This window comes from Acinetobacter portensis (assembly GCF_010646905.1).
Classification (GTDB): domain Bacteria; phylum Pseudomonadota; class Gammaproteobacteria; order Pseudomonadales; family Moraxellaceae; genus Acinetobacter; species Acinetobacter portensis.
Genome location: NZ_JAAARQ010000002.1, coordinates 2,554,671 through 2,581,120, shown reverse-complemented (window position 1 = coordinate 2,581,120; position 26,450 = coordinate 2,554,671). Strand labels below are relative to the sequence as shown.

The window sequence follows — 26,450 nt, the reverse complement described above, 5'->3', positions numbered from 1 at the left end:
TTATTAATGTTTTAATAAAAGATTTGGATCTATAGTTTGCACCATCTGCAAACGTTGGTCTGCATAAATATCGGTATATGGTGCTAGAATGCGCATAAAGCGATCAAAATACAGCATTTGCTTAAAGAGTAATGCAAAATCACGTGGGAATCGAATACCATGACGCTCACCCACTGCGACCATATCCATCATGATATCGTTTAAATCGGCAGGATTTGACGACAAAATCTCTTGTGGATCTGCAAGTAAAACGCCGCTAAATAGGCGTTCTAAATCTTCCGTCAAAACTTTGGTATCAATTTCACGATCAGTCATGCCCATTTTCAGCATATTTTCAGCCATTAATGGAAAATCTGTTTTTTGCAGCGCATCCATAAATGCAATACATGCTGTCCAAACTTCAGGTTTTAACTGACCTACAATACCAAAATCGATAAAGCCAACGCGACCATCTTCAAGCAACATAAGGTTTCCTGCATGTAAATCTGCATGGAAACTATTACACATCATTAAACTACCAAACCAAGTATTCATAGCTGTAATAAGCACTTGAGATGGATCTTTAGATAGTTTTTTTACCACATTGAAGTCTGTTAACGGCACGCCAAAAAAGCGTTGCATGGTCAGAACACGACGTGTTGAATATTGATGATAAACTTTGGGTGCTGTGGCTGCTTTATTTTGTGTGATTTCTAAATACTGTACAAAATCATCAATATTTTTTGCTTCTTCAATAAAGTCGACTTCACGAACCATACGGTTTTTAATTTCTTCGACAATATCGGCTAATGATGCAAATTTTACTTTTGGAACGACTTTTTCAAGTACTTTTGCAGACCAATGTAAGACATTTAAATCTGTATAAAGGATGGTTTCTACACCAGGTTTTTGCACTTTAATGACAACATCTTCGCCACTAACTAATTTAGCAGCATGAACCTGTGCAATTGAAGCAGATGCAAGCGGTGTTTCATCAATAGATGCAAAAATTTCACCTAAATCTCGCCCTGCAAATTCAGATGCTAAAACACTTTCAATATAGCTAAAGGGCAATTTTGGTGTTTGATCTAAACAGCCTTGAAATTCTTCGACATATTCACGTGGAAATAACGATGGCGTACTGGCAATAAATTGACCAAGCTTAATATAAGTTGAACCGAGTGATTCAAAAGTTTCACGCATAAGTTTTGCGTTACTTGGTTTTTCAGTTGCATATTTAATGCCTGCTTTTGCAGCAACAACCGCAGTTTCACCCATACGAGCAACTGACTTAAGTCCATCTAACCAAATTTTCTTTTTCATAATGTCTTAGGAAAAAATAATTGCACCGAGTGTAGCAAAATTTTAAGGTTTTGCAGGATTATATTGCCTGACAAAGAGAACAATTCGTATCAATTTGGAAATTAACAATGCGTTGTTTCATGCTTAAACCATCCCAAAGCAAGAGCTTTTGCTTTAAAGGCGTTAAAGCCAAACCCAAATATAATAAGGCATGATGTGCCTGCAAACTTGCCATGACATTTGGCGTGGTTGCCAATACCCCAGAATCTGCACATCTAAGGCTTTCATTGATATGATCTTCTTTTGGGAAAAGGCATTCATAACATGCTGAATCTCCTTCCACCATAAACATTTGACCTTGAAAGCCAATCGCAGAAGCGCTAATTAATGCAACATTGTGCTTTTTAACAGATTCATTGACTAAATAACGTGTGGTGAAATTATCACAACCATCTAAAACTAAGTCTTGTTGAACAATCAATTCATCTACATTCGATTCATCTAATTTTTCCACTTTTATAATGACATCTATATGTGGATTAATTGATTTTAATCTTTTAGCCAATACTTCTGCTTTATAAAAACCAACATCTTGAACCGTATAAGCAATTTGGCGTTGTAAATTACTCATTTCCACAGTATCTGCATCAATAAGTGTAATTTTCCCAACACCTGCACGTGCCAATAATTCTGCTGTTGTACAGCCAATACCACCACATCCCACAATTAAAACATTCGCAAGTTTTAACTTTTCTTGCGCTTCAATATCCCAACCATCAAGTAAAATTTGGCGTGAATATAAATGCATTTCTGCATCAGAAAGTTCTAAGTCTGTATCTAAGTTGTTGTCTAATACTTGTGTCAAAATAATTACCCAGCCAAGTTTGTGGAAGATGATACAAATAAAGCATCTAAAGTCTGTTCTATTTTTATAAATATTTCATCAAAATTAATTTTCTCACCCACCATTAAAGTATCTATAAATGGTTTGGCAATTGAAGCACCAAATAACATATCTGCCAGAATTTCAGCAGAGAGATGAATCTTGTAGTGATTTTTTTCAATTTTTTGAATGGCTTCAATTAAGTGATCACGACTTTTAGAAATACCAATTTCATAAAATGTATCACTTAAACCTTCTATACCAATGCTTTCAGAAATTGCCAAACGGCATAATTTAATATGACGATCTGATAACACATGTTCTGCACACACTTTTAACCGATATTTTAAAAGCTGAATTGCAGATAAATTTTGCTCAGGTAATGCACTTTCTTCCCAAATATAAGAAGATAGAATCAAGTCTTTAAGCAGTTCTTTTTTATCCTTAAAATAGACATATAAGGTTTTTTTAGACATCCCCGTTTCAGATGCAATTTCAGACATCGTGACATTTTCAAAACCTTTTTCACCAAAAAGCTGTTCAGCAATATTAAAGATTTCCTTACGGCGATCTTCAACTTTCATCGCCAATGGACGACCTAATTTAGCCATATCTTCAACTCTTGACTTAAGAAACCCATAAGTTTCATAATGCGCCACTCAAAAAAAATCATCAGGTAATTATGACAGCATCATCTAACCGTGCAATGCCTATTCTTATTGCATTACTCGCGGCAATCGGTCCTATGGGAATCGATATGTATCTTCCTAGTATTCCTGCTATGGCAACATCTTTAGGAAGTAGCGAAGGTGCTGTTCAACTCAGCTTAATGACTTTTTTTGTAGGCTTGATGCTTGGTCAATTGGTTTATGGACCATTATCTGACAAATTTGGTCGAAAACCACTCATTTACTTAGGTTTATCTATTTTTGTACTTGCTTCAATTGCATGTGCTTTTTCTCAAACGGTTCAACAACTTCAAACCCTTCGTTTTGTTCAAGGTTTAGGTGGATCAATTGGGATGGTCATTGCCTTTGCCATTATTAAAGACCAATTTCAAGGTCCTGAAATGGGTAAAATGATGTCGATGGTTTTGGCAATTTTAGGATTATCTCCTGTTGCTGCACCACTCATTGGTGATGGTTTACAAGCCTTAGGTTCATGGCGCAACATTTTCTTCTTTTTAGCAGTCTATTCTTCTATCGTGATGATTTTGGTTTTTGCGCTTTTGCCTGAAACGCGTAAAGTAGAAGATCGAGCAACATTTAAATTATCACAAACTTTTCATCATTATTTAAACATCATCACAAACCGTAAATTTATTATTTTTGCTTTAACACTTTGTATCGCACAAGCAGGTTTTTTTGCTTATATCGCAGGCTCTGCAAGTGTATTCATTAGTGAATATCAACTTTCTTCTACCCAATTTAGTCTTATTTTTGCGATTAATGCATTTGGCTTAATTGCTGCGGCAATTTTAAATCCTAAATTGCATGAAAAATTTGGTCCATTAAAAGCTTATAAAATCATTAATATTGGCTTTTTTGTGGTGATTGCAATTTTACTTGCATGTTTCTTAATGGGATTGAATCACTTAGTTGTACTTTGTATAGGTATGTTTATTGCAGTTGCACTCCTTGGATTTATTATGCCTACAGGTAGCCAACTGTCATTAATGTATCAGCATAAATTAGCAGGAACAGCTTCAGCATTATTAGGTTCTATGCAATTTTGTTTTGGCGCAATTATTACAGCAGTTACAGGCTCATTTGTTTCTTCTGGCAGTATTGGGCTCATTAGTATTATGACTATTTGTGCTTTAGTTTCAGCTTTAATGTGCTTATTGATATTCCCGAAAAAGCTATAACATAAACTCGAAACGAGCCTCGCTTTAAAATAAGATGCAAGCCGTGATTACCCATTATGAATCACGGCTTTTATTTTTAATGAAGTAAAATCTAAAGATATTGTTTTAATTTAACCACACCAAAACAACACACAAAGTAATTACATTTAATTGAAAATTCTGATTATTCCATATAATTGTAATTACAAAAAGTAAAATAAGTTTAATTACCATACAAATTTGTATTTTTTAATGAACTGAGCGTTCATCTTATCTTCCTTGTATATACACGCAAAATAGGTTAATTTTCAATCAACTTAAAGCATTTGCTTAACCCGATTTTTTATAAATCACCTTACCCTAGAGGTACTCCCATGTCTAAGATGATTGATTTATTCGAACAAAACCTTGTTCAAAACTTTGCTCAATTTTTCTTTTCTAAAGCAGATCATATTGAAGATCAGTTACATCAATATATTCAAAATACATCTGAAAATGATCTTAAATCGATGATTGCGAATTTCTTTGCACAACCTCAAGCACAAGAAACTGCCCTTGCTTTAGATTTACAAAAAAATGAAATTCAAGCTTTACTTGCAGGTGATGCTTTAACAAAAACTCACTTAAAAAGCACAGCTAAAATTGCGACTTATTATTTAGCAATGGAAACAGATGCTTTTTCAAAAGTAAATGTTTTTGATAGCTTAAAAGATTACCCAATGTAATTTTCCATAGCACATAAAAAAGCGACTTTAAAAGTCGCTTTTTTATTGGAAATAAAATTTGATGATTAAAACAAATTAATGCATCCAACAACCTAAAGTCACACGATCATTGCCGCCATAATCTTTTACCGTACGAACTTGCTTATAACCTGCTTGTCTAAACAAATGTTGCACTGCATCTGCTTGGTCATAACCATGCTCAAGTACCACCCAACCATTGACAGTTAAATGCTTTTTCGCTTGAACAATAATCTCTTCAATATCCGCCAAACCATTTTTTGCTGAAACTAAAGCACGTTCAGGTTCTGTTGCCAAATCCTTCATATGCACATCATTGGCATCAATATAAGGTGGATTCGATGCAATTACATCAAAAAACTGACGACCCAAAGGTTTTAGCCACGAACCCAATACAAACTCAACATTTTCAATATCATGCTGTTCTGCATTAAACTCAGCTACCTCTAAAGTTGGCGCATAAATATCTGAAGCAATAATTTTCCATTCAGCACGCTCAGAAGCAAGTGATAATGCAATTGCACCTGTTCCTGTGCCTAAATCTGCCACACGAGCATCTTCAGGTAAATCCAGTTTAAGAACAGTTTCAACCAAAACTTCCGTATCTGGACGTGGTACTAAAGTATCTTTCGTTACTTTTAAATCTAAAGTCCAAAAAGGTTGAGAGCCTGTGACATAAGCAAGTGGCTCACCTGCTTCAACACGTGACAAACCATCTTTATATGCTTTTTCTTGCTCAGAAGTTAACACTTGATCTTTTTTCATAATCAAGTCAAAAGAATCTATTTTCGTGATGTGTTCAAGTAGCCACGCATTTTCTTGGCGTTCGTAACTTTCTGCTTCACCACGTAAGGCTAATGCCTGTCCAATATTCAATTAACCACCATTCTGCTGTGCAAGCATTGCTAGCTGATCTGCTTGATATTCACGGTGTAAACTATCAAGAAGTTCTGTTAAATCACCTTCCATCACCGCATCTAACTTATATAAAGTTAAATTAATACGATGATCTGTCATACGACCTTGCGGATAATTATAAGTACGAATACGCTCTGAACGGTCACCCGAACCAACTAAGTCACGGCGCATTTCTGATGTCGCAGCATCAGCAGCAGCACGTTTGGCATTTTCTAAACGAGACACCAATAACGCCATCGCTTTTGCTTTGTTCTTATGTTGTGAACGCTCATCCTGACATTCAACCACTGTACCTGTTGGAAGATGCGTAATACGAACAGCAGAGTCAGTTTTGTTAATATGCTGACCACCCGCACCCGAAGCACGATACGTATCAATACGTAATTCAGATGAGTTAATTTCAACCGATGTATCTACATCAATTTCAGGCAAAATTGCGACCGTACATGCCGATGTATGAACACGACCTTGAGATTCTGTTGCAGGTACACGTTGTACACGATGCGCACCACTTTCGAATTTCAAACGACCATAAACACCATCGCCATTAATCAGGCAAATCACTTCTTTATAGCCACCATGTTCACCATGGTTTTCCGATAGAATTTCTAAACGCCAACCTTGCGATTCTGCATATTTACTATACATACGATACAAATCGCCAGAGAAAATCGCCGCTTCGTCACCGCCCGTTCCCGCACGTACTTCCAAATATGCCGAGTTTGCATCATTTGGATCTTTTGGAATCATCAAGATATTTAAATCAGCTTCAAGCGATTCAATTAAAGCTTTATTGTCTTTAATTTCTTCTTGCGCCATTTCTTTAAAATCTGGATCAGATAACATCGCTTCAGCAGTCGCTATATCTTCCTCAGCTTGTCTATACTTTCTCCAAACATCTGTAATTTCAGATAAATCACTATGTTCACGTGATAATTGGCGAAAGCGTTTGTTATCTGAAATTACTTCAAGATCTGCAAGTAATGCATTCAACTCTTCATGACGGTCAGTAAGCTGATCTAATCGTAAACGTAACGATTCTTTCATTTTAAAAAAGATCTCAATATAAAAGCCATTCCTTGTATTTCCACAAGATCGGCATAATAAAAAATTGGGCCTAGTTTAACGATTCTTTGATGTAAATGACATATTTAACTTGTATATAAGATTGGGTATAAGAAATTAATGACTGAATAAAACTTTATATTCAGTCTTCTTTATAAAATGAAAGGAGATCAATTGAGATACAAACTAAAATAGATATTTCAGTCCAATGCTAAGTCCCATATTTTCTTGTGAATGATTTGCTAATCTAGCATTCACCATAAACCATGAAGAAAAATTATTCCTTAATTGCGCATTGAGTCCTACATTCACATTGAACCAATCTTTTTCTGGTTTATAGCCACTCATTTCAAAACTACCATTCATTGTTTTTAAGCCCGCTTTCACGGCAAGAGCATCATCTTTAAATTCATGACTCCATGATGCTTCTAAGGCAGGTGATAATATGTAGTTATTTAACTTCCAGTCACTTTGAAATCGAACACCTAAACTTGAAGTGAGGGACTCTCTGTTTTGATCCTCAAACCACATTGCAGTACTATCAGCTTCTTTTTCTTCAAAACCATTTATTCTGACTTTTTGCCAATCTAATGAAGTAAATGGTGTAATTTTGATATTTGAATACACATCAAACACATGACCAAATTCTAAACCAACACCATATTGAGAACCTTTGGTTTCAGCAGTTTGTACTCTTTGCATTGGACCAATCTGAATTTGACGTGATATATCCTTGTAGTCTAAACGTCCAACATTCGCATATGAACTTAGATAATTTTTATTTTCTTTATAAATACCAAATAAAAATCCATTGATAGATCTTAAATCATAAGATCCTATTTGATGACCAAAATCACCTTTTTGCTGATTCAAACTGATACCAACTCCCCCCGAGACTTGTGAACTTAAACGATAATTTAGCCCCACGTTTAAATTCACATCATTTGTACTTAATTCAGGATTAGATGGTGTTGCTTTAATTTTTTGATGATTATAGTCCGTATTAATAAATACATGTGTATCTTCACGCTTTATATCTTTTAACATTTCTTGGCGTATGACACGCTTCTGAGAATCTCGTGCCATTAATGGAAGCTCTGCCAACAAAGACATTTGTTGAGGGGCAGCTAATGTAGACAAAACAACTTGTGCTAATAGTTGATGGGTTTCAGATGTTGGATGTACACCATCCGCAAACATATAGCCTTGCCCATTCGCGGTACAACCCAATGAACTGCCACCACATGCTGTATCCGAAATATTATTGATAATTCCATAGTTATATGGATTTTGGTTAATTTCACCCAGTAAACCATATACATTAACAGGTACAATATTCAAACCTTTTGTACTCATTTTCTCTAATTCAGCATTTAATTGAGTATTATAAGAATTAGAAAGTTGAGACATAAATCCAGCAACCATAGGACCACTAGCATTTGCATCTGGTGTTAACCCCATATCGGGTAAATTATAAACAACAACATAACGAGCACCAGCATTATATAAACTGTCTAAAATCAACACTTCTTTATTTGAAGTATCCATTAAAGATAATTGCAATTGTTGTAAATTTATAGAACCTGTTTGAAATTGTGAAACCAAATTAAAAATATCATTACCCCCTCCCCAGACTTGATACAGGGTATTTTCATTCGCCTGTCCTCCATTGCTTGATAAATATTGTCCGAGTTGTTGTTGTAAATTCGGTACCTTTTTTTCCAAATCTGAAACAGTTGCACCACCCCACGCATAGTTTTGACCACCCAATAATGATGCGGTGGTATGATGACCAATACGATCTGCCACAATTTCTGCTGTAGTCATACCTGGATTCGTTGTGAATTTAGTTGCTTGACCTAGTGTCGCAAGTCCAACATTTCCGCCATCACTCAAGCTATCACCAAATATTACGGAACCGTTAAAGTTAGATGCATTTACATATACTGCATTGCATAGAATTAATGATGTAAACATCCATTGTTTATGATTGAAAAACATTACCCTTCCTTTTGTGATGTACTACTTATTATTCTGTTTTATCTGTAAATTTAATCACAAAATATCATTAAATTCATTTTCAACACAAATTTAAAATCGTTTTCACACTATCTCATCAGAAAAAATGAATCATATGCTGAAACATTGAACACATCATTCATATTTACTTCACCTTTCACGTGTTAATTAACAAAGCGCAACAAAGCAAAAACCAAACTACTTAAAAGCCTTTGGATCTCTTCACATTGTGGAATAAACCCTTTGATAAATTAGCGATCAAGATAAATATTTAAAATCCATAAGGATTCGGAGATACCATGAAACTGAATGCCATTCTATTAAGCACAGCACTTGCAACAGCTTCAATGTTTGCAATGACCGCTCATGCAGACAACACAACTCGCGTTGCAGCAGCAAGTGCATTAGGAAGTGTTGCTGGAACAGCAATTGGTAAAAATATGGGTGGCAATACAGGCGCAACGATTGGTGCTGCCCTAGGTGGTGCTGGCGGTGCAGCTGTCGCAAGTGATAAACGCAACCGCACATCATCTGCAGTTGGTGGTGGTGCTGGTTATACCGTAGGTAAAAGCATGGGCGGTACAAATGGTGGATATATCGGTTCTGCACTTGGTGCAGCAGGCGGTGCTGCTTTAGGTAATAAAGTATCAAAAGATAAACAATACACCAGCAGCAAAAATAGCAAATGGAAAAAACACAACCGTAAGCGTCGTTAATAATTCCTCAATGTTATAGATTTACTCCATTCGCACCTTCGGGTGCTTTTTTTTGCTTAATAAACACTGAATAATCATGAAGAAATATAGAGGAAATATCATTTATTTTTTACCAATCGAAACAAAGCAATGAGCTTTTTCTCCATCGTTTATTCTCACTCTTTAACTACATTAGATGCAATAAACAACAGATACCTTGCTAGGGCTAAAAAATGAAAATTCAATCTATATTAATTGCTAGCATCATTACAGCATCTGCAATAACAATGACTACAGCACAAGCAAGTGATAGTACTCGTGTTGCTGTGACTTCTGGTTTAGGCGGTTTAGTGGGTGCAGCCATTGGTAATAAAATGGGTGGACAAACAGGTGCAATGATTGGTTCAGCTATTGGTGGTGGCGCAGGTGCTGCAGCATCTTCAAGCAAACGCGACCGTAATGGTGCAATCATTGGTGGCGCTTTAGGCGGTGCTGGCGGATATACCGTAGGTAATAGCATGGGTGGAAGTAATGGCGGATACATTGGTGCAGCAGCAGGTTCCGCAGGCGGATCAGTCTTAGGCAAAAAAGTAAGTGAAGATCGACGTTATGATGATCGATACGACCGTCGCAACAACAACTATCGAAATAATGATTACCGCTACAACAACCGTGGTCACCGTAATGACAATGGACGACATAATGGTTGGTATAAAAACGGCAAACGCTAATTATTTCAGAATCTAGTACAAATTAGCTATTCATCTAAAAAAGCATCTTCGGATGCTTTTTATATACATATTTTACCGATGCATAAACAATATATCGTTTTTTTTCGATATACAAACTTAAAATCAAGTCGTATGATGAAAATAGTTTTTAATTTCGGAATACATCATGCGTTCATTGCAAGAGACTAAATTTTCTATTCTTGAACTCGCCCCCGTTCGCGACGATCAATCTGTGCAATTTTCTTTACAACATTCTTTAGAACTTGCTCAACATGCTGAAAAGTTAGGTTATGACCGTTTATGGTTAGCAGAACATCACAATATGGATGGTATTGCGAGTTCAGCAACTGCGGTTTTATTGGGTTATATTCTTGCCAACACCAAGACCTTAAAAGTCGGATCTGGCGGAATTATGTTACCAAATCATGCACCACTCGTGGTTGCAGAACAGTTTGGTACGCTAGCAACTTTATATCCGAACCGTGTTGAACTTGGTTTAGGTCGTGCACCTGGTACAGATCAAGTGACCATGCGCGCTTTAAGACGCGGTCGCCAAGAAACTGAAGAACAATTTCCGCAAGATGTTTTAGAAATTCTCAGCTATTTTGCAGATCCTCAACCCAATCAAAAAATTGTAGCCACGCCAGGTCAAAGTACACATGTCCCCGTTTGGCTTTTAGGATCAAGCTTATTCAGCGCGCAACTTGCTGCACGTTTAGGACTTCCCTATTCATTTGCCTCACATTTTGCTCCACGCATGTTAGGTCAAGCGATTCAGCTTTATCGTGAGAACTTTCAACCTTCTGAATATCTAGATCGACCTTATGTTTCTATGGGCGTTCCAACTGTAGTCGCAAATAGCAATGAAGAAGCTCAATATTTAGCGACTAGTGCGTATCAACGCGTACTTGGACTCATGCGCGGTCAGAGCTTGAAACTCAAAGCCCCAGTAAAAAGCATGGATGAATTATGGTCTTCTGCAGATAAAATGGCGGTTAATAATTTTTATGCAATGGCACAAATTGGCGATCAACAAACCGTTAAAAATGGTTTAGAAAAGCTACTTTGCCAATTCGATGTTGATGAGTTTATCTTTACTTGTGATATTTATGACACAGATAAAAGATTAGAAAATTTTGATCATCTTATTCATCTAAAAAACCAATAATCATTGATTCCCCTACAAGGCTTATGGAAACCCATAGGTCTTTGTTTTTTATTTTCTTTATAACAATAAAAAAGTGATTTGCGATTAAAGAAAATAACTGTATAAATATTGTTCAAAATTAAAATTTCAAAAAATAAAAATCCTTGGGGAATGATCATGGCCATTAAAAGTCAACGGGAAATATTCGCATCTTTTCAAAACTTAAAGGAAGATTACTCAGAATTTCAAGGAAAAATAATATCGTCCGATGTCATTACACAACATAACTTTGAACATTTAAATGTTGCAATTATTGGCACAGACCAATTTATTGTGATGCACTTAGAGAATATTTGCTTAGCTGCAAAAAACATTAAAGTTTTTCAAATTTCGCCACAATATATTTTACCTAAAACAGATAAAGGCTTGCATCGCTTAATTAGTCATCCTTTACTGATTAAAAATCGTCGTTTATTTAGCAATAGAATTAAAGCCCTTTTGTCTTTACGTTTTTTAGAGTCTCAAGTAATTGACCCATGGTTAAGACGCTTACTTACACCCAATAGTGCAAATTTACCCAAAAACATTCTTAAATCGGATAGTTATTACGCAGCATTACAGCGTGAAAATTGCAGCTTAAATGCTTGGCCAATTCAAAAAGTTTCAACCTCTGCCATCCATAGTATTGATAGATTGGCTTATTTTCCCGATATCATCATCACGACATTCACACAAAAATGCTAGTTTTTTAATCACTTACAATCTTTTATTTATATTTTTTTATGATTACCTATTCATTATTTTTAATAAAAAAAAGAGCCACATTTTGACTCTTTTTTAAATATAAAAACTTATGTTTTAGCTAATACGACGTTTTAGTCCCGTCATCTGAAGTACACGTGTAGAAATTTCTTCAATCGACATTTCAGAGACATTTAAGTGCTTAATTCCTTCTGAAATATAAATACCTTCAATTGCACGAAGCTCCATCTGACATTGACTAAAACTTGCATAACGACTATTTGCTTTACGCTCTGAACGTATTGCTACTAAACGATCTGCGTCAATCATTAGACCAAATAATTTATGCTTATGTTCTTTTAAAACAGCAGGCAAACGGTTGTCATCTAAGTCTTCTTCAGTCAAAGGATAGTTTGCAACACGAATACCAAATTGTAATGACAAGTAAATAGATGTTGGCGTTTTACCCGAACGAGACACCCCAATTAAGATCAAATCTGCCTTGTCGTAATGACGTGTTCTTGCCCCATCATCGTTATCTAAAGCGAAATGAACCGCATCAATACGTGACTTATAAGACTCAGAATCTGTCACCGCATGGGTTTGTCCGACTAAAGTTGTAGGCGCAGTACCTAACTCTTCAGACAATTTACTAATAAGCCCTTCAAATACATCAAGATTTACTGCTTTTGCAGTATTAATAATGTCACGAACATAGGGGTCGACCAAAGTATCAAATACCAAAGGCTTTTGCCCATCCAATTTTGCTCTTGCATTAATTTCTGCTACGACATTAGTCGCAGCCTCTTCAGAGCTAATATAGGGAATAATATGAATGTCAAAATTAACATGTGGAAACTGCGCTAATAGCGAGTGGCCAAGGGTTTCAGCGGTAATTGCAGTACCATCTGAAACAAAGAAAACACTGCGCTTAATTTGTTTAGCTTCTGACATTAAAATTCTCCCGAAACATTTGTCTTAGTGTCATTAAATCTTTATAGTAAGCCATCTTACATGACTGTAACTTAGTTCAATAAAATTACTAAGTAATTTGTTATAATTTCATGCCAAGATAGTGATAAATACTGCAAAAGTGGAGTAACAACTTTGGAAGCGCGCGTAATTGGTCTAGAAAAATTAGGGAAACATGATGTTGAGCTTGTAGGTGGGAAAAACTCATCTCTAGGCGAAATGATCAGCCATCTTTCTAATGCTGGTGTATCTGTCCCTGGTGGTTTTGCAACAACCGCTCAAGCTTATCGTGAATTTCTCGAGCAAAGTGGCCTAAACGCTAAAATCAATGCAGAGCTAGCAGCACTCAATGTAGATGATGTTGTCGCTCTTGCTGAAACTGGCGCAAAAATTCGTCAATGGATTGTCGACACTCCACTGACTGCTGATCTTGAAAAAGAAGTTCGTACTGCATTTGAAGCGCTTTCAAACGGCAACCCAGACATCGCGGTTGCCGTTCGTTCATCTGCGACTGCAGAAGACTTACCTGATGCTTCATTTGCGGGTCAACAAGAAACATTCTTGAACATTCGCGGCATCGACAACGTACTTGTTGCAATTAAAGAAGTATTTGCATCGTTATATAACGACCGTGCTATTTCTTACCGTGTACACCAAAACTTCGCACATGACGTTGTTGCGTTGTCTGCGGGTATCCAACGCATGGTTCGCTCTGAAACTGGCGCTGCGGGCGTTATGTTCACACTCGATACTGAATCTGGCTTCCGTGATGTTGTTTTCATTACAGCATCTTATGGTTTGGGTGAAATGGTCGTTCAAGGTGCAGTAAACCCTGACGAATTCTATCTATCTAAACCATTACTAAACGCAGGTAAACATTCTATCTTGCGTCGTAACTTGGGTTCTAAACATCAAAAAATGATTTACAGCGAAGATGCTTCTGCGGGTAAATCAGTGTCTATCGTAGATGTTGAAAAAGCAGAACGTCAACAATTTGCGTTAAACGATCACGAATTACAAGAACTTGCTAAACAAGCGCTCATCATCGAAAAACATTACGGTTCTCCAATGGACATCGAATGGGCTAAAGATGGCGATGATGGTGAAATCTATATCGTTCAAGCACGTCCTGAAACTGTAAAAAGCCGTGAAAATGTCGGCACAATGGAACGCTACCTACTGAAACAAAAAGGTACTGTTGTTTGTGAAGGTCGTTCAATTGGTCAACGCATTGGTTCTGGTAAAGTTCGCATTGTGAGCTCAATCAAGGAAATGGATAAAGTACAAGACGGTGACGTGCTTGTATCTGACATGACAGATCCAGATTGGGAACCAGTAATGAAACGCGCTGCTGCGATTATTACAAACCGTGGTGGTCGTACTTGTCACGCTGCAATTATTGCGCGTGAACTTGGCGTTCCTGCAATTGTAGGTTGTGGCAATGCAACTGAAATTCTAACCGATGGTCAAGAAGTTACGGTTTCTTGTGCCGAAGGTGATACAGGCTTTATTTACGAAGGTGCGTTAGATTTCGAAATTCAACGCAACTCTATCGAATCTATGCCTAAACTTCCGTTCAAAGTAATGATGAACGTAGGTAACCCTGACCGCGCATTCGATTTCGCAACTATTCCTAACGAAGGTATTGGTCTTGCACGTTTAGAATTCATCATCAACCGTATGATTGGTGTGCATCCTAAAGCATTATTGAATATTGAAAGCTTACCGCGTGAAACACGTGCTGCTGTAATGGCTCGTACTGCAGGTTACTCTTCTCCTATCGATTTCTATGTAGAGAAATTAGTAGAAGGTATTTCAACACTTGCCGCTGCGTTTGCAGACAAACCTGTTATTGTTCGTATGTCTGACTTTAAGTCAAACGAATACGCAAACTTAATTGGTGGTAAGTTATACGAGCCAGAAGAAGAAAACCCAATGCTTGGTTTCCGTGGTGCAAGTCGCTACGTTTCTGACAATTTCCGTGACTGCTTCGAACTTGAATGTCGTGCATTGAAAAAAGCACGCGATGAAATGGGTCTTACAAACATCCAAATCATGATTCCTTTCGTACGTACAGTTGCAGAAGCGAAACGTGTTATTGAATTGTTAGCACTTAACGGTTTAAAACGTGGTGAAAATGGTCTTAAAGTGATCATGATGTGTGAGCTTCCAACAAACGCATTATTGGCTGAACAATTCCTTGAACATTTCGATGGTTTCTCTATCGGTTCAAATGACTTAACTCAGTTAACACTTGGTCTAGATCGTGACTCAGGTATTGTGTCTCACCTATTTGATGAGCGTGATGCTGCTGTGAAAGTACTTCTTTCAATGGCAATTCAAGCATGTCGTAAAGCAGGTAAATACGTGGGTATTTGTGGTCAAGGTCCTTCTGATCATCCTGATCTTGCAAAATGGCTCATGGAACAAGGTATTGAATCTGTATCTTTAAATCCAGACTCAGTATTAGAAACTTGGTTCTTCTTAGCTGAAGAAGAAAAGTCTCAACAAGCATAAGAAACTGTGTTAAAAAAGACCCTAATTAGGGTCTTTTTTCATTTATACTCTTTGTTCGTTTTTCGAGATTTAAAATTTATGCAGATTTACTTGGCGCGAAATAATCAACAAGCTGGTCCATATACAATTGAGCAAGTTAACCAAATGCTTGCAAGCCAACAAATCCTACTTACAGATTTAGCTTGGCACCAAGGCATGGTGGAATGGAAAGCTTTAGGTGAACTTACACAAGGAAAACTCATATACGAACCTGCAGGTTATATAACACCTTCACTTTCTACATCTGCACAAACACCAAATCAACAAACGCAAACAACGTTTAATCCAAGCATTCAGAACAACCGTTCTCATAGTAAAGTAGAACCTGAACTTGCATCTCTGGGTTCACGTGCTTTTGCAAAAGTTTTAGATATTCTACTTTGGATTCCTGCTGCAATTATTCCATCATTTTTCTTGAATCAAAATCAAATTACAGATCTTGCTTCAATACAACAAAAAATGCAGACAGCAACAACTTCAGAGCAAGCGCTTCAAGTTCAGTCAGAATTATTTCACCTTATTCCACAAGAAGCTTGGATTGCTGTAGGGCTTTACATCTTAATTATGCTTGCAATTCAAGCGGTGATGCTTGCAAAGCATGGACAAAGCATGGGCAAACGTTTAGCTAAAATTCAAATTGTAGATGCAAATACCAACGCTAAAGTTCCATTAATGCGTAGCTTCACATTACGCAGTGTTTTGTTTGTTTTACCTACAATTTATTTATTCCCCTTATTTTCCATTATCGACTGGGCATTTAGTTTTGGCAAAAAACGTCAAACTTTGCACGATAAACTAGCAAAAACTAAAGTCACTAAGCAATAAATTACCTAAAATACACAAGGGCATAAACATGTCCTTGTTACTACACACTTCATTGATATTACGAATAAATTTTTATAAAAATAATCAATCCCGACCAACAAAATTGGTTTTTATTACAGTCATTTAAAGCATCTTTACATATAGCTTAGTTCTTAGATATAAGGCATAATGCCCTACAACGTAGCGGTGTCTAATGATTAGAAGCTATTTCATGTTTTTATCAAACATCAAAGCGCTCAGTTATACGGCACTTTAATCGCTATCCCATATTTAATTTAGGGAATGGGACTCTTCACCGAGGTTGTAAAATGAGACAAACGACTTTAGCTGTATTGTCTTTATCAATGATGGCCGCACTCTTAACAGGTTGCGGTGGTGATCTAGTACTTCTAAACTCAAAAGGTCCAGTAGCAGCAGGTCAAAGTGGCTTGATGATGACTGCGATTTGGCTAATGCTTTTGGTGGTAATTCCATCAATTGTTATGGCTTTATGGTTTGGTTGGAAATATCGCGCGTCAAATAAAGATGCAGACTACAAACCGACATGGGCACACTCAACTGCAATTGAAATTGTAGTATGGGGTATCCCCGTGATTATTATTGGTATTCTAGCGGTTCTAACTTGGGTTGGTTCACATAAATATGACCCTTACAAGCCTCTTGAATCTGATAAAGCTCCAGTAACTGTTCAGGTTATTGCTGAACAATTCAAATGGATCTTCATCTACCCAGAGCAACAAATTGCGACTGTTAACGAACTTCGTTTCCCGGAAAAAACACCTGTAAACCTTCGTTTAACTTCTAACTTCACGATGAACTCTTTCTTCATCCCATCGTTAGGCGGTCAAATTTATGCTATGGCGGGTATGCAAACTCATCTTCACTTGTTAGCAAATGAAACTAGCCCAGCCGAAGGCTTCCGCGGTTTCTCTTCTAACTATTCAGGCTATGGCTTCTCACAAATGCGTTTCCGCGCTCACTCTGTGACTGATGCTCAATTTGCTGAATGGGTAGCAGCTGTTAAAGCAGGTAAAGGCACTTCAGTAAATCCAGAAGCGGTTCAAAAAACTGTTTTAGACAAAACTGAATTTGCAACTTTACGTGACGGTAACCGCTCTGCGCACCAAATTGAAGTGATGGATGCCAATGCAACTACTGATCTAGAGAAGAAACTTGCTGCGACTGCTAAAGCAGAAGGTCCTTACCCGACTAAGCCACATCCTGTGACTTACTATTCTTCTGTAGAGCAAGGTTTGTTTGAATCTGTAATCAATACTTACATGTCAAACTATCATGGCGCTGATCATTCAGCTTCTGAAGCACATGCAACTGCTTCTCAAGGGGAATAACACATGAGCTTATTAGGTAAGTTAGGTCCTGATGCAATCCCTCACGATCCGATCGTGTTGGTGACGATTGCATTCATGGTTCTAGGTGGTATTGCTGTAATTGGTGGTATTACTTATTTCAAAAAATGGACTTATTTGTGGAACGAATGGTTCACATCTGTAGACCATAAAAAAATTGGTATCATGTATCTTCTCGTATCTATCATCATGCTACTTCGTGGCTTTGCTGATGCGATTATGATGCGCCTTCAACTGTTCCTCGCTCGTGGTGGCGGTGAAGGTTACTTACACCCTGAGCATTACGATCAAATCTTTACAGCCCATGGCGTAATTATGATCTTCTTCGTAGCAATGGGTCTTGTAGTTGGTTTAATGAACATCTCAGTACCACTTCAAATTGGTGCTCGTGACGTTGCATTCCCATTATTAAACTCTTTAAGCTTCTGGTTATTCGCTGGTGCTGCTGGTTTGATGATGGCTTCTCTTGTTCTAGGTGAATTTGCTGCGACTGGTTGGATGGCTTACCCTCCACTTTCAGGCATTCAATATTCTCCTGGCGTAGGTATGGACTACTACATCTGGGCATTGCAGGTTTCTGGTCTTGGTACATTGTTAACTGGTGTTAACTTCTTCGTTACCATTATCAAAATGCGTGCGCCTGGCATGGGTCTTATGGATATGCCGATTTTCACGTGGACATCTTTATGTACTGCTGTGTTAATCATTGCATCATTCCCTGTGTTAACTGCAACGATTGCAATGTTAACGCTTGACCGTTACTTCGATTTCCACTTCTTCACTAACGACTTAGGCGGTAGCCCAATGTTGTACGTGAACTTGATTTGGACTTGGGGTCACCCAGAAGTTTATATCTTAGTATTACCTGCTTTTGGTATTTACTCTGAAGTTGTTTCAACGTTCTCTCGTAAAACGTTATTCGGCTACAAATCTATGGTGTATGCAACAATCGCGATCACAGTACTTGCGTTCGTGGTATGGGTTCACCACTTCTTTACGATGGGTGCTGGTGCCAACGTTAACGCGTTCTTCGGTATCATGACCATGGTTATTGCGATTCCTACAGGTGTGAAAATCTTCTCTTGGTTATTCACAATGTATAAGGGTCGTATTACCTATACAACACCAATGCTTTGGACACTTGGCTTCCTTGTGACTTTTGGTATCGGTGGTTTAACTGGTGTATTAATGGCTGTTCCGCCTGCGGACTTCCTTGTACACAACTCTTTATTCCTTATCGCTCACTTCCATAACGTAATTATTGGTGGTGTAGTATTCGCAATGTTTGCGGGTATCATTTTCTACTGGCCAAAAATGTTTGGTTGGAGATTAAATGAAACTTGGGGTAAAGCATCTTTCTGGTTCTGGTTCTTCGGTTTCTACTTTGCATTCATGCCGCTTTATATCCTTGGTTTCATGGGTATGACTCGTCGTTTGAATACATATGACAACCCAGAATGGGATCCGTACTTAGCAATCGCTTTATTTGGTTCAGTACTAATCTTGATTGGTATTCTGTGCTTCGTTATGCAAATTGTTGTTGGTTTCTTACAACGCAATCAACGTATCGATTACACAGGCGATGCTTGGGATGGTCGTACACCTGAATGGTCTACTTCTTCACCTGCTCCGTTCTATAACTTTGCTCATCTTCCAAAAATCAATGGTATTGATACTTTCTGGACTGACAAAGAAAACGGTGTTGCATACGTTAAACCAACTCAATACGAAGACATCCACATGCCTACTAACCGTGCCGCTGGTATCGTTATTGGTCTAATCATCACAACTATGGGCTTTGCTTTAATTTGGCACATTTGGTGGTTAGCGGTTGTTTCTTTCGTTGCTGCAATTATTAGTTTCATCGTTTCTTCATTCACGAAGAAAGTTGATTACTACGTACCTGCTGCCGAAGTTGAGCGTATTGAAAACGAACGCTATGCGATTCTTGAAAAACATTTGAAGAAGGACTAAGACAATGGCTGACGTACTTCATCACGAAAACCATGGACACGATGAGCATCATCACCACGATGATACTGACATCACTGTCTTTGGTTTTTGGACATACTTGATGAGTGACTTGATCCTTTTCGGTACACTCTTCATTGCATTCGCTGTTTTAAGTAGCCATATCCCTGTTGGCACTCCAAGTGCAAAAGATTTATTTGGCGATTCTTTAAGTTTCGTTTTAACTGAAACTTTCGCTCTTTTAATCTCTTCAGTAACATTTGGTTTTGCGGTTCTTGCTGCATACAAAAAGAATGTTACTCAAGTATTAACTTGGTTAGCTGTAACTTGGGTATTTGGTGCATCGTTTATCGGTATGGAACTTTATGAATTTCATCATTTAGTTCACGCTGGTCATGGTCCAAGCACTTCTGCTTTCTTATCTGCGTTCTTTACGCTGGTAGGTACGCATGGTATCCACGTAACTTCAGGTTTAGTGTGGATGATCGTGTTGATGGTTCAAATCAAGAAAAATGGTTTGACTCTTCCAAACACGCGTCGTCTTGCTTGCCTAAGCTTATTCTGGCATTTCCTTGATATCGTTTGGATTTGTGTATTCAGCGTAGTTTACTTATTAGGAGTACTATAATGAGTCACGAACATAACGCTGCTGGTGCTGCACACGGTAACGCTAAACAATACACAATTGGCTTCATCCTTTCAGTTATCCTAACCTTAATTCCTTTTGGTATGGTAATGGCTGGTGGTTTTAGCCGTGGTTTATTGGTTGCGGTTATTGCAATTACAGCAATTGCACAGGTACTTATTCAATTAGTTTACTTCTTGCACATGAACTCATCTTCTGAGCAACGTTGGAACGTAATTGCTTTTGTTTATACAATTCTTTGTATTGCTGTGTTATTGATTGGTTCTGTGTGGATCATGAACTACTTACACCTCAACATGATGATCTAAACTGATTGTCATGCTGAAAAAGTATTTATTCCTGACTAAACCAGGAATTCTCTTTGGTAACTTTGTTACCACTTTGGGCGGCTTCTTCTTAGCCGCCCAAGGTTCTGTAGATTTCCTTCTCCTACTCACCACCCTCATTGGTACAACACTTGTTGTTGCCTCTGGCTGTGTGATCAATAACGTCATTGATCAAGACATTGACCAAAAAATGCAACGCACAAAAAATCGTGCACTTGTTCAAAAAACCATTTCTGTTCCTGTCGCATTGGTATATGCATTTGTTTTAGGTCTTATTGGTTTTAGTATCTTATGGTTTGCTATTAATGGTTATGCCTTTTTATTTGCTGTTATTGGTTTTGTAGTTTATGTGTTCTTTTATAGTCTTTGGACAAAAAGAACCACAATTCATCAAACAGTTATTGGAAGTATTTCAGGCGCAAGCCCTCCTGTTATTGGTTACACGGCTGTTGTAGCTCAATTTGACTTAGGTGCTTTAATACTCTTTATTGCTTATGCGCTTTGGCAAATGCCTCATTCTTGGGGAATTGCAATTTATCGCTTTGATGACTACAAAAATGCAGGTGTTCCAATTTTACCTGTAGCACGCACAATATTACGCACCAAAATCGAATCTTTGATTTATGTTGTTTTATTCACCATTACAATGAATCTTCTATTTGTATTTGGTTATGCAAATTGGATATACCTTGTAATCTTAAATGCGCTTTGCATTTATTGGTTGTATATTGCTGTTATTGGCTTTAGAACACAAAATGATCAACTATGGGCAAAACGTTTTTTCCTATTTTCGGTTATTTTAATTACTGTTGTTAGTATTTGCTTCAGTTTTAGCTCCATTGCCCCAACAACAAATATCGTACTTTTTTAAAAGATAGAGCCCTCTCTATCTTTTAATAGGGTATTTTTCCATTCAACAATTAAAATTAAAATTAAAATTAATACTTAAATTTGGCTATTTCTTTCCACCTTTTATCTCCAAATCCTATTTATTAGTTTATTGCCTTCATCTCTTGTATTTTCTAGCTAAAAGCACTAAAATTACGCTTCGCAATTTAGCGACACAACTTTGGTTGTGACTCCTTGCCTTTAACTTTAGTTATAGGCTGCATAATCCGTAAGGAGCTGACAATGCGTCACTACGAAATCGTACTTTTAGTACACCCTGATCAAAGCGATCAAGTAGTGGGTATGGTAGAACGTTACCTAACTCACATCAAAGAAGCTGAAGGTCAAATTCACCGTCTAGAAGATTGGGGCCGTCGTCAATTGGCTTACCCAATTAACAAGATCCATAAAGCTCACTACATTCTTATGAATGTTGAGTGTGGTCAAACGACTCTTGATGAGCTTGAAGAATTGTTCCGTTATAATGACGCGATCCTTCGTAACCTTATCATCCGTCGTGAAAACGCAATTACTGAAGAGTCATTATTGGCTAAGAGTGCTGAAGAAAAACGTGCGCGTAAAGCTCAACGTGAAGAAGCACAACAAGTTAATCAAGACTCTGCTGAAGCTTAAGGAGAACATTCAATGGCACGTTTTTACCGTCGTCGCAAGTTCTGCCGCTTTACAGCAGAAAAAGTTGTGTATATCGACTACAAAGATATCGATACATTAAAACAGTACATTACTGAAAACGGCAAAATTGTTCCTAGCCGTATTACAGGTACTAAAGCTCGTTACCAACGTCAATTAGCGCTTGCTATTAAACAAGCTCGCTACTTGTCTTTGATCCCTTACACTGACAATCATAAGTGAGGTTGAGCTGTGGATATTATCTTATTACAACGCATTAAAAACCTTGGTAAATTAGGCGATAAAGTTTCAGTTAAAGCTGGTTACGGCCGCAACTACCTTATCCCTCAAGGTCAAGCAGTAGCAGCGACTGAGTCGAATACTGCTGCTTTTGAAGCTCGTCGTGCAGATCTTGAAAAAGCTGAAGCTGAAGTTTTAGCTGCTGCTCAAGCACGTGCTGACCAATTAGACGAAGTTAACATCGTTATCACTGCGAAAGCTGGTGATGAAGGTAAACTATTCGGTTCTATCGGTACTCGTGATATTGCTGACGCTTTAACAAACGCTGGTCTTGTTGTTGACCGTGCAGAAGTTCGTTTACCGAACGGTGCACTTCGTCACACTGGCGAATTTAACATCGCAATCCAATTGCATCATGATGTTACTGCTGAAGTTCTCGTTACTATCGTATCTGAGTAATTTCTTGCAAAAAAAAGAGCATGCTTTCGCATGCTCTTTTTTTATCTTTTAAATACCCTTCTCTATTATTTTTTATATTTCACGTTATTTACAACTGCTAAAAAACTGAAATTCAATTCGCATTTTTTATGTAGAACACGTATGATTTAAATTCAATATTGATAATTTAATGATTATTCAAACATTAATAATTCTGCATATACTGTTTTAAAAAATCAGGGATTTATATGTCACAGGCGAATGCCACTGCTAAGCAAAATTCAGCGAAAACAAACACTTTGAGCAATGAAAATAGTCAACTTAAAGAGTTTCGTACGCCACCACATAATTTGGCAATTGAACAAGCAGTACTTGCCGCATTAATGACGGTTGCCGAGTCTTTTGAACAAGTCGGTGATGTAATACAAGAGTCTGATTTTTATGCAACGCGCCATAAATATATTTTTAGAGCAATTGATACTTTAACCAAAGAAAACTCACCTTACGATGCTGTTTTGGTGAATGATTGGCTCATTAAGCAGAACCTATTAGATGCAGCTGGCGGTGAAGAATATTTAATGCAGTTGATGGCAGACTCCCCATCAAGCTTCTATAACATTGAAACCTACGCAACCAAAATTAAAGAATTTGCAACTTTAAGAAACATGATTAAAGTCAGTTCTGAAATTCTACAAAATGCATATGATACAAAAGGTCGAAATGTTAGTGAAATTTTAGATCTTGCAGAAACTAATATTTTCCAAATTGCAGAGCAACATAATAACAATAAGAAAAATGTCGGCCCTAAAGCAATTAATACCATTGTTGCAGATGTTTTCGATAAGCTAAATGAATTATCGCAACAAGAAGGTAGCATTACAGGTTTAACAACTGGTTTCGTTGAACTCGATAATAAAACATCTGGTATGCAAGCAGGTGATTTAATTATTGTTGCTGCTCGTCCATCTATGGGTAAAACTACTTTTGCGATGAACTTAGTTGAAAGTGTATTATTTAACAACAACTTACCAGCTCTTGTTTACTCAATGGAGATGCCCGCAGATTCAATTGCAATGCGTTTAATTTCTTCATTTGGACGTGTGCATCAGGGACATTTACGCGCAGGTAAAATGGATAGCGATGAATGGTCTAAAGTAACCAGTACCATCGTCCATTTACAAGAAAAAAATCTGTATATCGATGACTCATCAGCATTACCACCAACAGAATTACGCTCTCGTGCTCGTCGTATTGCCAAGCAGCATGGCGGTAAGTTGGGATGCATCATGGTCGATTATCTTCAATTGATGAAAGTACCAGGTATGGGCGATAACCGTGTTGGTGAGATTTCGGAAATTTCCCGAAGCCTAAAAGCACTCGCTAAAGAAATGCAATGCCCTGTTATTGCTCTTTCACAGCTTAACCGTGCGCTAGAGAATCGACCAAATAAACGCCCTGTAATGTCCGATTTACGTGAATCTGGTGCAATCGAGCAGGATGCCGATTTGATTATGTTTATTTACCGTGATGAGGTTTATAACAAAGAATCAAAAGAAGCAGGTACTGCCGAAATTATTATCGGTAAGCAACGTAATGGCCCTATTGGTACTGTTCGCCTTGCTTTCGAAGGTCAATATACGCGTTTTAGTAACTTATCTCCTGAGTTCTATTCGCAATACGATGATGAGGAATAAGTTTTTCATCTGTCATTATTGTATATATTATTAGGTCTCAAAATAACTTAGGATGAATAGCTCACCAATTCAATTGATTTTCTATTCATCCTAAAACTATAACGAAGAGCTAATATTATGAATAAGTTTTTATTTTCCATCTTTATTCTTCTTAATTTCAACAGTACAAGTATGGCAAACTCAAACTTTACTGGTGAAAGTGCTTCTGACCAAATTCTTAAACAAGACATTAAAAAAGTAATTTCAAAAACTTTAACAACTTGGTTTGGATCAAGCTGTAGAAAAATTGATTCAATTCAAACTCAAATTTTCAAAATTGACCAAACACCAGAAGGACAAATTAAAGAAGTCATTGAGTATTGGACTGTAAGTGCATGTAATAATAGTAAAACCTACTATATTAGTTTACGTCCAGATACAAATGGAGAAGTAGATTTTTCCGTACGCTTACCACCCAAATAACTTTTTAACCATTTAGAAAAAATACACAACAATAATGACTAAATATTCAAAAATATTAGATATAGGCATACAATAACAATTGCATTTATAACGATTGTTTATTTAATTTCAATTGTATGAAATGCCTAAGATTCTCACTGTAATTTACATCACCTCATCAAGTGATACCAAATTCAGCATGTTTTATTCCGCATTGGTCATTGAATAAAATTTCACTTACCTTTTTCCTATTTAAAGGAGTTCTTCGGGTGCGCCAAGCAACTGTTTATATTGATAGTGAAGCACTGCAATATAATTTAAACCGCGTTAAACAACTTTCCCCAACCGCTAAAATTGTCAGCATGGTCAAAGCCAATGCTTATGGACATGGCGTTAAAGACTGTTTAGCAGCCTTAGCAAATACAGATGCTTTTGGTGTCGCTTGTTTAGCAGAAGCCATTGAAATACGTGAATTAGGCTACCAACAGCCCATTACACTTATTGAAGGTATTTTTTCTGCAGAAGAAATGCAAATTGTGATAGATCAGAATATTGAGTTGATTGTTCACCACCAACAACAACTTGATTGGTTGCTTACACATAAAGATGCTTATATTGCTAAAAATTTAAAAGTTTGGGTAAAACTCAATAGCGGCATGAACCGCTTAGGTTTTAAAGTCGACGACATTATAAGTGTCATTCATACGCTAAAAGCCGAAGGATTTACCTGTGTTTTAGCTATGCACTTTGCAAATGCCGATGCAGAAAACCACCCATTAAATGAACAACAAAAATCACAATTTTTACGAGTAAAAGAAGCCTGTGAACCTATTATGGCATCTTGCTGTAATTCCGCAGCTATTTTCAAATGGCCTGAACTTAATTTTGACTTTGTTCGTCCTGGAATCATGTTATATGGTGCAAGCCCTTTTGCCGATAAAACTGCACATGATTTAGATATTAAACCTGTCATGACTTTCACTGCTGAAATTATTGCTTTAAATACCATTCAAGCTGGTGAATCTGTAGGTTATGGTTCTACCTTTATTGCAGAAAAAGAAACTGAGCTGGCTATTGTATCTATTGGTTATGGAGATGGTTACCCACGTGCTTTTCCAAAACAAAACCATGTTGCAATCAATGGGCGGAAAGTAGCTGTTATTGGTCGTGTTGCAATGGATATGATTGCAATTGATGTGACAGGCATAAATGCACCCATTGGTACAGAAGTCGAACTTTGGGGCAAAAATCGCTTAGTTGATGATGTTGCTGAAGCGAATGGTACCATTGGCTATGAATTATTATGCCGATTAAGTCATCGCCCTATTCGAAAAAAAATCTAAATACATAAAAGCCCAAGTGATCTTGGGCTTTTATCTGTCTAATA

Annotated in this window: 26 protein-coding genes; 19 read left to right on the top strand and 7 right to left on the bottom strand. The window is 37.3% G+C overall.

The features are described 5' to 3' along the window. Positions 1 to 3 precede the first annotated feature (3 nt). The 3 genes from GTK57_RS12235 to GTK57_RS12225 form a co-directional block, all read right to left on the bottom strand. Positions 4 to 1,302, bottom strand: coding sequence for an ABC1 kinase family protein (locus GTK57_RS12235; RefSeq protein ID WP_152874562.1), 1,299 nt, complete (start codon positions 1,300 to 1,302; stop codon positions 4 to 6). A gap of 58 nt (positions 1,303 to 1,360) precedes the next feature. Beyond that, on the bottom strand, positions 1,361 to 2,089 hold the full coding sequence (locus tag GTK57_RS12230; RefSeq protein WP_152874588.1) for a HesA/MoeB/ThiF family protein: 729 nt from the start codon (positions 2,087 to 2,089) through the stop codon (positions 1,361 to 1,363). 62 nt (positions 2,090 to 2,151) lie between these two features. After that, a complete protein-coding gene (locus tag GTK57_RS12225; protein WP_152874561.1) occupies positions 2,152 to 2,775 on the bottom strand; it encodes a TetR/AcrR family transcriptional regulator in 624 nt (207 codons plus the stop codon). Between the two features lie 71 nt (positions 2,776 to 2,846). Here GTK57_RS12225 and GTK57_RS12220 point away from each other — a divergent pair, with 71 nt between their 5' ends. Beyond that, a complete protein-coding gene (locus GTK57_RS12220; protein WP_228720318.1) occupies positions 2,847 to 4,031 on the top strand; it encodes a multidrug effflux MFS transporter in 1,185 nt (394 codons plus the stop codon). 353 nt (positions 4,032 to 4,384) lie between these two features. After that, positions 4,385 to 4,735, top strand: coding sequence for a hypothetical protein (locus tag GTK57_RS12215; protein ID WP_152874560.1), 351 nt, complete (start codon positions 4,385 to 4,387; stop codon positions 4,733 to 4,735). Between the two features lie 75 nt (positions 4,736 to 4,810). On the opposite strand, the gene prmC is transcribed toward GTK57_RS12215, so the two are convergent. The 3 genes from prmC to GTK57_RS12200 form a co-directional block, all read right to left on the bottom strand. Continuing rightward, positions 4,811 to 5,629 carry a peptide chain release factor N(5)-glutamine methyltransferase gene (gene prmC, locus GTK57_RS12210; protein ID WP_152874559.1) on the bottom strand — a complete coding sequence of 273 codons (819 nt, stop codon included), beginning with the start codon at positions 5,627 to 5,629 and terminating at the stop codon, positions 4,811 to 4,813. Then, complete coding sequence (gene prfA / locus GTK57_RS12205) at positions 5,630 to 6,718, bottom strand: peptide chain release factor 1 (protein WP_152874558.1); 1,089 nt, start codon at positions 6,716 to 6,718, stop codon at positions 5,630 to 5,632. A 204-nt stretch (positions 6,719 to 6,922) separates the two neighbouring features. Continuing rightward, a complete protein-coding gene (locus GTK57_RS12200; protein ID WP_152874557.1) occupies positions 6,923 to 8,737 on the bottom strand; it encodes an autotransporter outer membrane beta-barrel domain-containing protein in 1,815 nt (604 codons plus the stop codon). A 317-nt stretch (positions 8,738 to 9,054) separates the two neighbouring features. Here GTK57_RS12200 and GTK57_RS12195 point away from each other — a divergent pair, with 317 nt between their 5' ends. The 4 genes from GTK57_RS12195 (at position 9,055) to GTK57_RS12180 (ending at position 12,072) form a co-directional block, all read left to right on the top strand. Continuing rightward, complete coding sequence (locus GTK57_RS12195) at positions 9,055 to 9,471, top strand: glycine zipper domain-containing protein (protein WP_163123856.1); 417 nt, start codon at positions 9,055 to 9,057, stop codon at positions 9,469 to 9,471. Between the two features lie 212 nt (positions 9,472 to 9,683). After that, positions 9,684 to 10,181 carry a hypothetical protein gene (locus tag GTK57_RS12190; protein ID WP_152874555.1) on the top strand — a complete coding sequence of 166 codons (498 nt, stop codon included), beginning with the start codon at positions 9,684 to 9,686 and terminating at the stop codon, positions 10,179 to 10,181. 166 nt (positions 10,182 to 10,347) lie between these two features. Further along, positions 10,348 to 11,349 (top strand): LLM class flavin-dependent oxidoreductase, encoded by a 1,002-nt coding sequence (locus GTK57_RS12185; RefSeq protein WP_152874554.1) that lies wholly within the window; start codon positions 10,348 to 10,350, stop codon positions 11,347 to 11,349. Between the two features lie 150 nt (positions 11,350 to 11,499). Continuing rightward, positions 11,500 to 12,072 carry an NAD(P)/FAD-dependent oxidoreductase gene (locus GTK57_RS12180; protein WP_152874553.1) on the top strand — a complete coding sequence of 191 codons (573 nt, stop codon included), beginning with the start codon at positions 11,500 to 11,502 and terminating at the stop codon, positions 12,070 to 12,072. A gap of 114 nt (positions 12,073 to 12,186) precedes the next feature. On the opposite strand, the gene ppsR is transcribed toward GTK57_RS12180, so the two are convergent. After that, positions 12,187 to 13,023: a posphoenolpyruvate synthetase regulatory kinase/phosphorylase PpsR gene (gene ppsR / locus GTK57_RS12175; RefSeq protein ID WP_152874552.1), complete on the bottom strand. Its 837-nt coding sequence runs from the start codon at positions 13,021 to 13,023 to the stop codon at positions 12,187 to 12,189. 153 nt (positions 13,024 to 13,176) lie between these two features. Here ppsR and ppsA point away from each other — a divergent pair, with 153 nt between their 5' ends. From ppsA to alr, 13 genes are all read left to right on the top strand, one after another. Further along, positions 13,177 to 15,558 carry a phosphoenolpyruvate synthase gene (gene ppsA, locus GTK57_RS12170; RefSeq protein ID WP_152874551.1) on the top strand — a complete coding sequence of 794 codons (2,382 nt, stop codon included), beginning with the start codon at positions 13,177 to 13,179 and terminating at the stop codon, positions 15,556 to 15,558. 78 nt (positions 15,559 to 15,636) lie between these two features. Then, a complete protein-coding gene (locus tag GTK57_RS12165; RefSeq protein WP_152874550.1) occupies positions 15,637 to 16,422 on the top strand; it encodes an RDD family protein in 786 nt (261 codons plus the stop codon). Between the two features lie 308 nt (positions 16,423 to 16,730). Continuing rightward, the gene (gene cyoA / locus GTK57_RS12160) at positions 16,731 to 17,771 is read left to right on the top strand and encodes a ubiquinol oxidase subunit II (RefSeq protein ID WP_163123853.1); all 1,041 of its coding nucleotides are present in this window, start codon (positions 16,731 to 16,733) and stop codon (positions 17,769 to 17,771) included. A 3-nt stretch (positions 17,772 to 17,774) separates the two neighbouring features. After that, on the top strand, positions 17,775 to 19,763 hold the full coding sequence (cyoB, locus tag GTK57_RS12155) for a cytochrome o ubiquinol oxidase subunit I (protein ID WP_163123850.1): 1,989 nt from the start codon (positions 17,775 to 17,777) through the stop codon (positions 19,761 to 19,763). Positions 19,764 to 19,767: 4 nt separating this feature from the next. Beyond that, the gene (gene cyoC / locus GTK57_RS12150) at positions 19,768 to 20,388 is read left to right on the top strand and encodes a cytochrome o ubiquinol oxidase subunit III (protein ID WP_152874547.1); all 621 of its coding nucleotides are present in this window, start codon (positions 19,768 to 19,770) and stop codon (positions 20,386 to 20,388) included. Beyond that, on the top strand, positions 20,385 to 20,714 hold the full coding sequence (gene cyoD / locus GTK57_RS12145; protein WP_171522171.1) for a cytochrome o ubiquinol oxidase subunit IV: 330 nt from the start codon (positions 20,385 to 20,387) through the stop codon (positions 20,712 to 20,714). The genes cyoC and cyoD overlap by 4 nt, the downstream gene beginning before the upstream one ends. Before the next feature lie 10 nt (positions 20,715 to 20,724). After that, positions 20,725 to 21,603, top strand: coding sequence for a heme o synthase (gene cyoE, locus GTK57_RS12140; protein ID WP_152874545.1), 879 nt, complete (start codon positions 20,725 to 20,727; stop codon positions 21,601 to 21,603). Between the two features lie 260 nt (positions 21,604 to 21,863). Then, a complete protein-coding gene (gene rpsF, locus GTK57_RS12135; RefSeq protein ID WP_152874544.1) occupies positions 21,864 to 22,253 on the top strand; it encodes a 30S ribosomal protein S6 in 390 nt (129 codons plus the stop codon). A gap of 12 nt (positions 22,254 to 22,265) precedes the next feature. Further along, a complete protein-coding gene (gene rpsR, locus GTK57_RS12130; protein WP_152874543.1) occupies positions 22,266 to 22,493 on the top strand; it encodes a 30S ribosomal protein S18 in 228 nt (75 codons plus the stop codon). A 9-nt stretch (positions 22,494 to 22,502) separates the two neighbouring features. After that, complete coding sequence (gene rplI / locus GTK57_RS12125; protein ID WP_163123847.1) at positions 22,503 to 22,949, top strand: 50S ribosomal protein L9; 447 nt, start codon at positions 22,503 to 22,505, stop codon at positions 22,947 to 22,949. A 227-nt stretch (positions 22,950 to 23,176) separates the two neighbouring features. Continuing rightward, positions 23,177 to 24,622 (top strand): replicative DNA helicase, encoded by a 1,446-nt coding sequence (gene dnaB, locus GTK57_RS12120; protein WP_152874542.1) that lies wholly within the window; start codon positions 23,177 to 23,179, stop codon positions 24,620 to 24,622. Between the two features lie 117 nt (positions 24,623 to 24,739). Continuing rightward, positions 24,740 to 25,084, top strand: a complete 345-nt coding sequence (locus GTK57_RS12115) for a hypothetical protein (RefSeq protein WP_152874541.1) — start codon at positions 24,740 to 24,742, stop codon at positions 25,082 to 25,084. 248 nt (positions 25,085 to 25,332) lie between these two features. Further along, positions 25,333 to 26,406, top strand: a complete 1,074-nt coding sequence (gene alr, locus GTK57_RS12110; protein WP_163123844.1) for an alanine racemase — start codon at positions 25,333 to 25,335, stop codon at positions 26,404 to 26,406. The last annotated feature ends 44 nt before the right edge of the window (positions 26,407 to 26,450 follow it).

Coding starts and splice junctions, on each gene's coding strand:
- GTK57_RS12225 (WP_152874561.1), bottom strand. CDS start 2,775: ATGGCTAAATTAGGTCGTCCATTGGCGATGAAAGTTGAAGATCGCCGT.
- cyoB (WP_163123850.1), top strand. CDS start 17,775: ATGAGCTTATTAGGTAAGTTAGGTCCTGATGCAATCCCTCACGATCCG.
- cyoA (WP_163123853.1), top strand. CDS start 16,731: ATGAGACAAACGACTTTAGCTGTATTGTCTTTATCAATGATGGCCGCA.
- GTK57_RS12180 (WP_152874553.1), top strand. CDS start 11,500: ATGATCATGGCCATTAAAAGTCAACGGGAAATATTCGCATCTTTTCAA.
- GTK57_RS12190 (WP_152874555.1), top strand. CDS start 9,684: ATGAAAATTCAATCTATATTAATTGCTAGCATCATTACAGCATCTGCA.
- GTK57_RS12115 (WP_152874541.1), top strand. CDS start 24,740: ATGAATAAGTTTTTATTTTCCATCTTTATTCTTCTTAATTTCAACAGT.
- ppsR (WP_152874552.1), bottom strand. CDS start 13,023: ATGTCAGAAGCTAAACAAATTAAGCGCAGTGTTTTCTTTGTTTCAGAT.
- dnaB (WP_152874542.1), top strand. CDS start 23,177: ATGTCACAGGCGAATGCCACTGCTAAGCAAAATTCAGCGAAAACAAAC.
- rpsF (WP_152874544.1), top strand. CDS start 21,864: ATGCGTCACTACGAAATCGTACTTTTAGTACACCCTGATCAAAGCGAT.
- rpsR (WP_152874543.1), top strand. CDS start 22,266: ATGGCACGTTTTTACCGTCGTCGCAAGTTCTGCCGCTTTACAGCAGAA.
- prfA (WP_152874558.1), bottom strand. CDS start 6,718: ATGAAAGAATCGTTACGTTTACGATTAGATCAGCTTACTGACCGTCAT.
- GTK57_RS12220 (WP_228720318.1), top strand. CDS start 2,847: ATGACAGCATCATCTAACCGTGCAATGCCTATTCTTATTGCATTACTC.
- GTK57_RS12200 (WP_152874557.1), bottom strand. CDS start 8,737: ATGTTTTTCAATCATAAACAATGGATGTTTACATCATTAATTCTATGC.
- GTK57_RS12215 (WP_152874560.1), top strand. CDS start 4,385: ATGTCTAAGATGATTGATTTATTCGAACAAAACCTTGTTCAAAACTTT.
- GTK57_RS12230 (WP_152874588.1), bottom strand. CDS start 2,089: ATGCATTTATATTCACGCCAAATTTTACTTGATGGTTGGGATATTGAA.
- cyoE (WP_152874545.1), top strand. CDS start 20,725: ATGCTGAAAAAGTATTTATTCCTGACTAAACCAGGAATTCTCTTTGGT.
- GTK57_RS12165 (WP_152874550.1), top strand. CDS start 15,637: ATGCAGATTTACTTGGCGCGAAATAATCAACAAGCTGGTCCATATACA.
- cyoC (WP_152874547.1), top strand. CDS start 19,768: ATGGCTGACGTACTTCATCACGAAAACCATGGACACGATGAGCATCAT.
- GTK57_RS12185 (WP_152874554.1), top strand. CDS start 10,348: ATGCGTTCATTGCAAGAGACTAAATTTTCTATTCTTGAACTCGCCCCC.
- GTK57_RS12195 (WP_163123856.1), top strand. CDS start 9,055: ATGAAACTGAATGCCATTCTATTAAGCACAGCACTTGCAACAGCTTCA.
- GTK57_RS12235 (WP_152874562.1), bottom strand. CDS start 1,302: ATGAAAAAGAAAATTTGGTTAGATGGACTTAAGTCAGTTGCTCGTATG.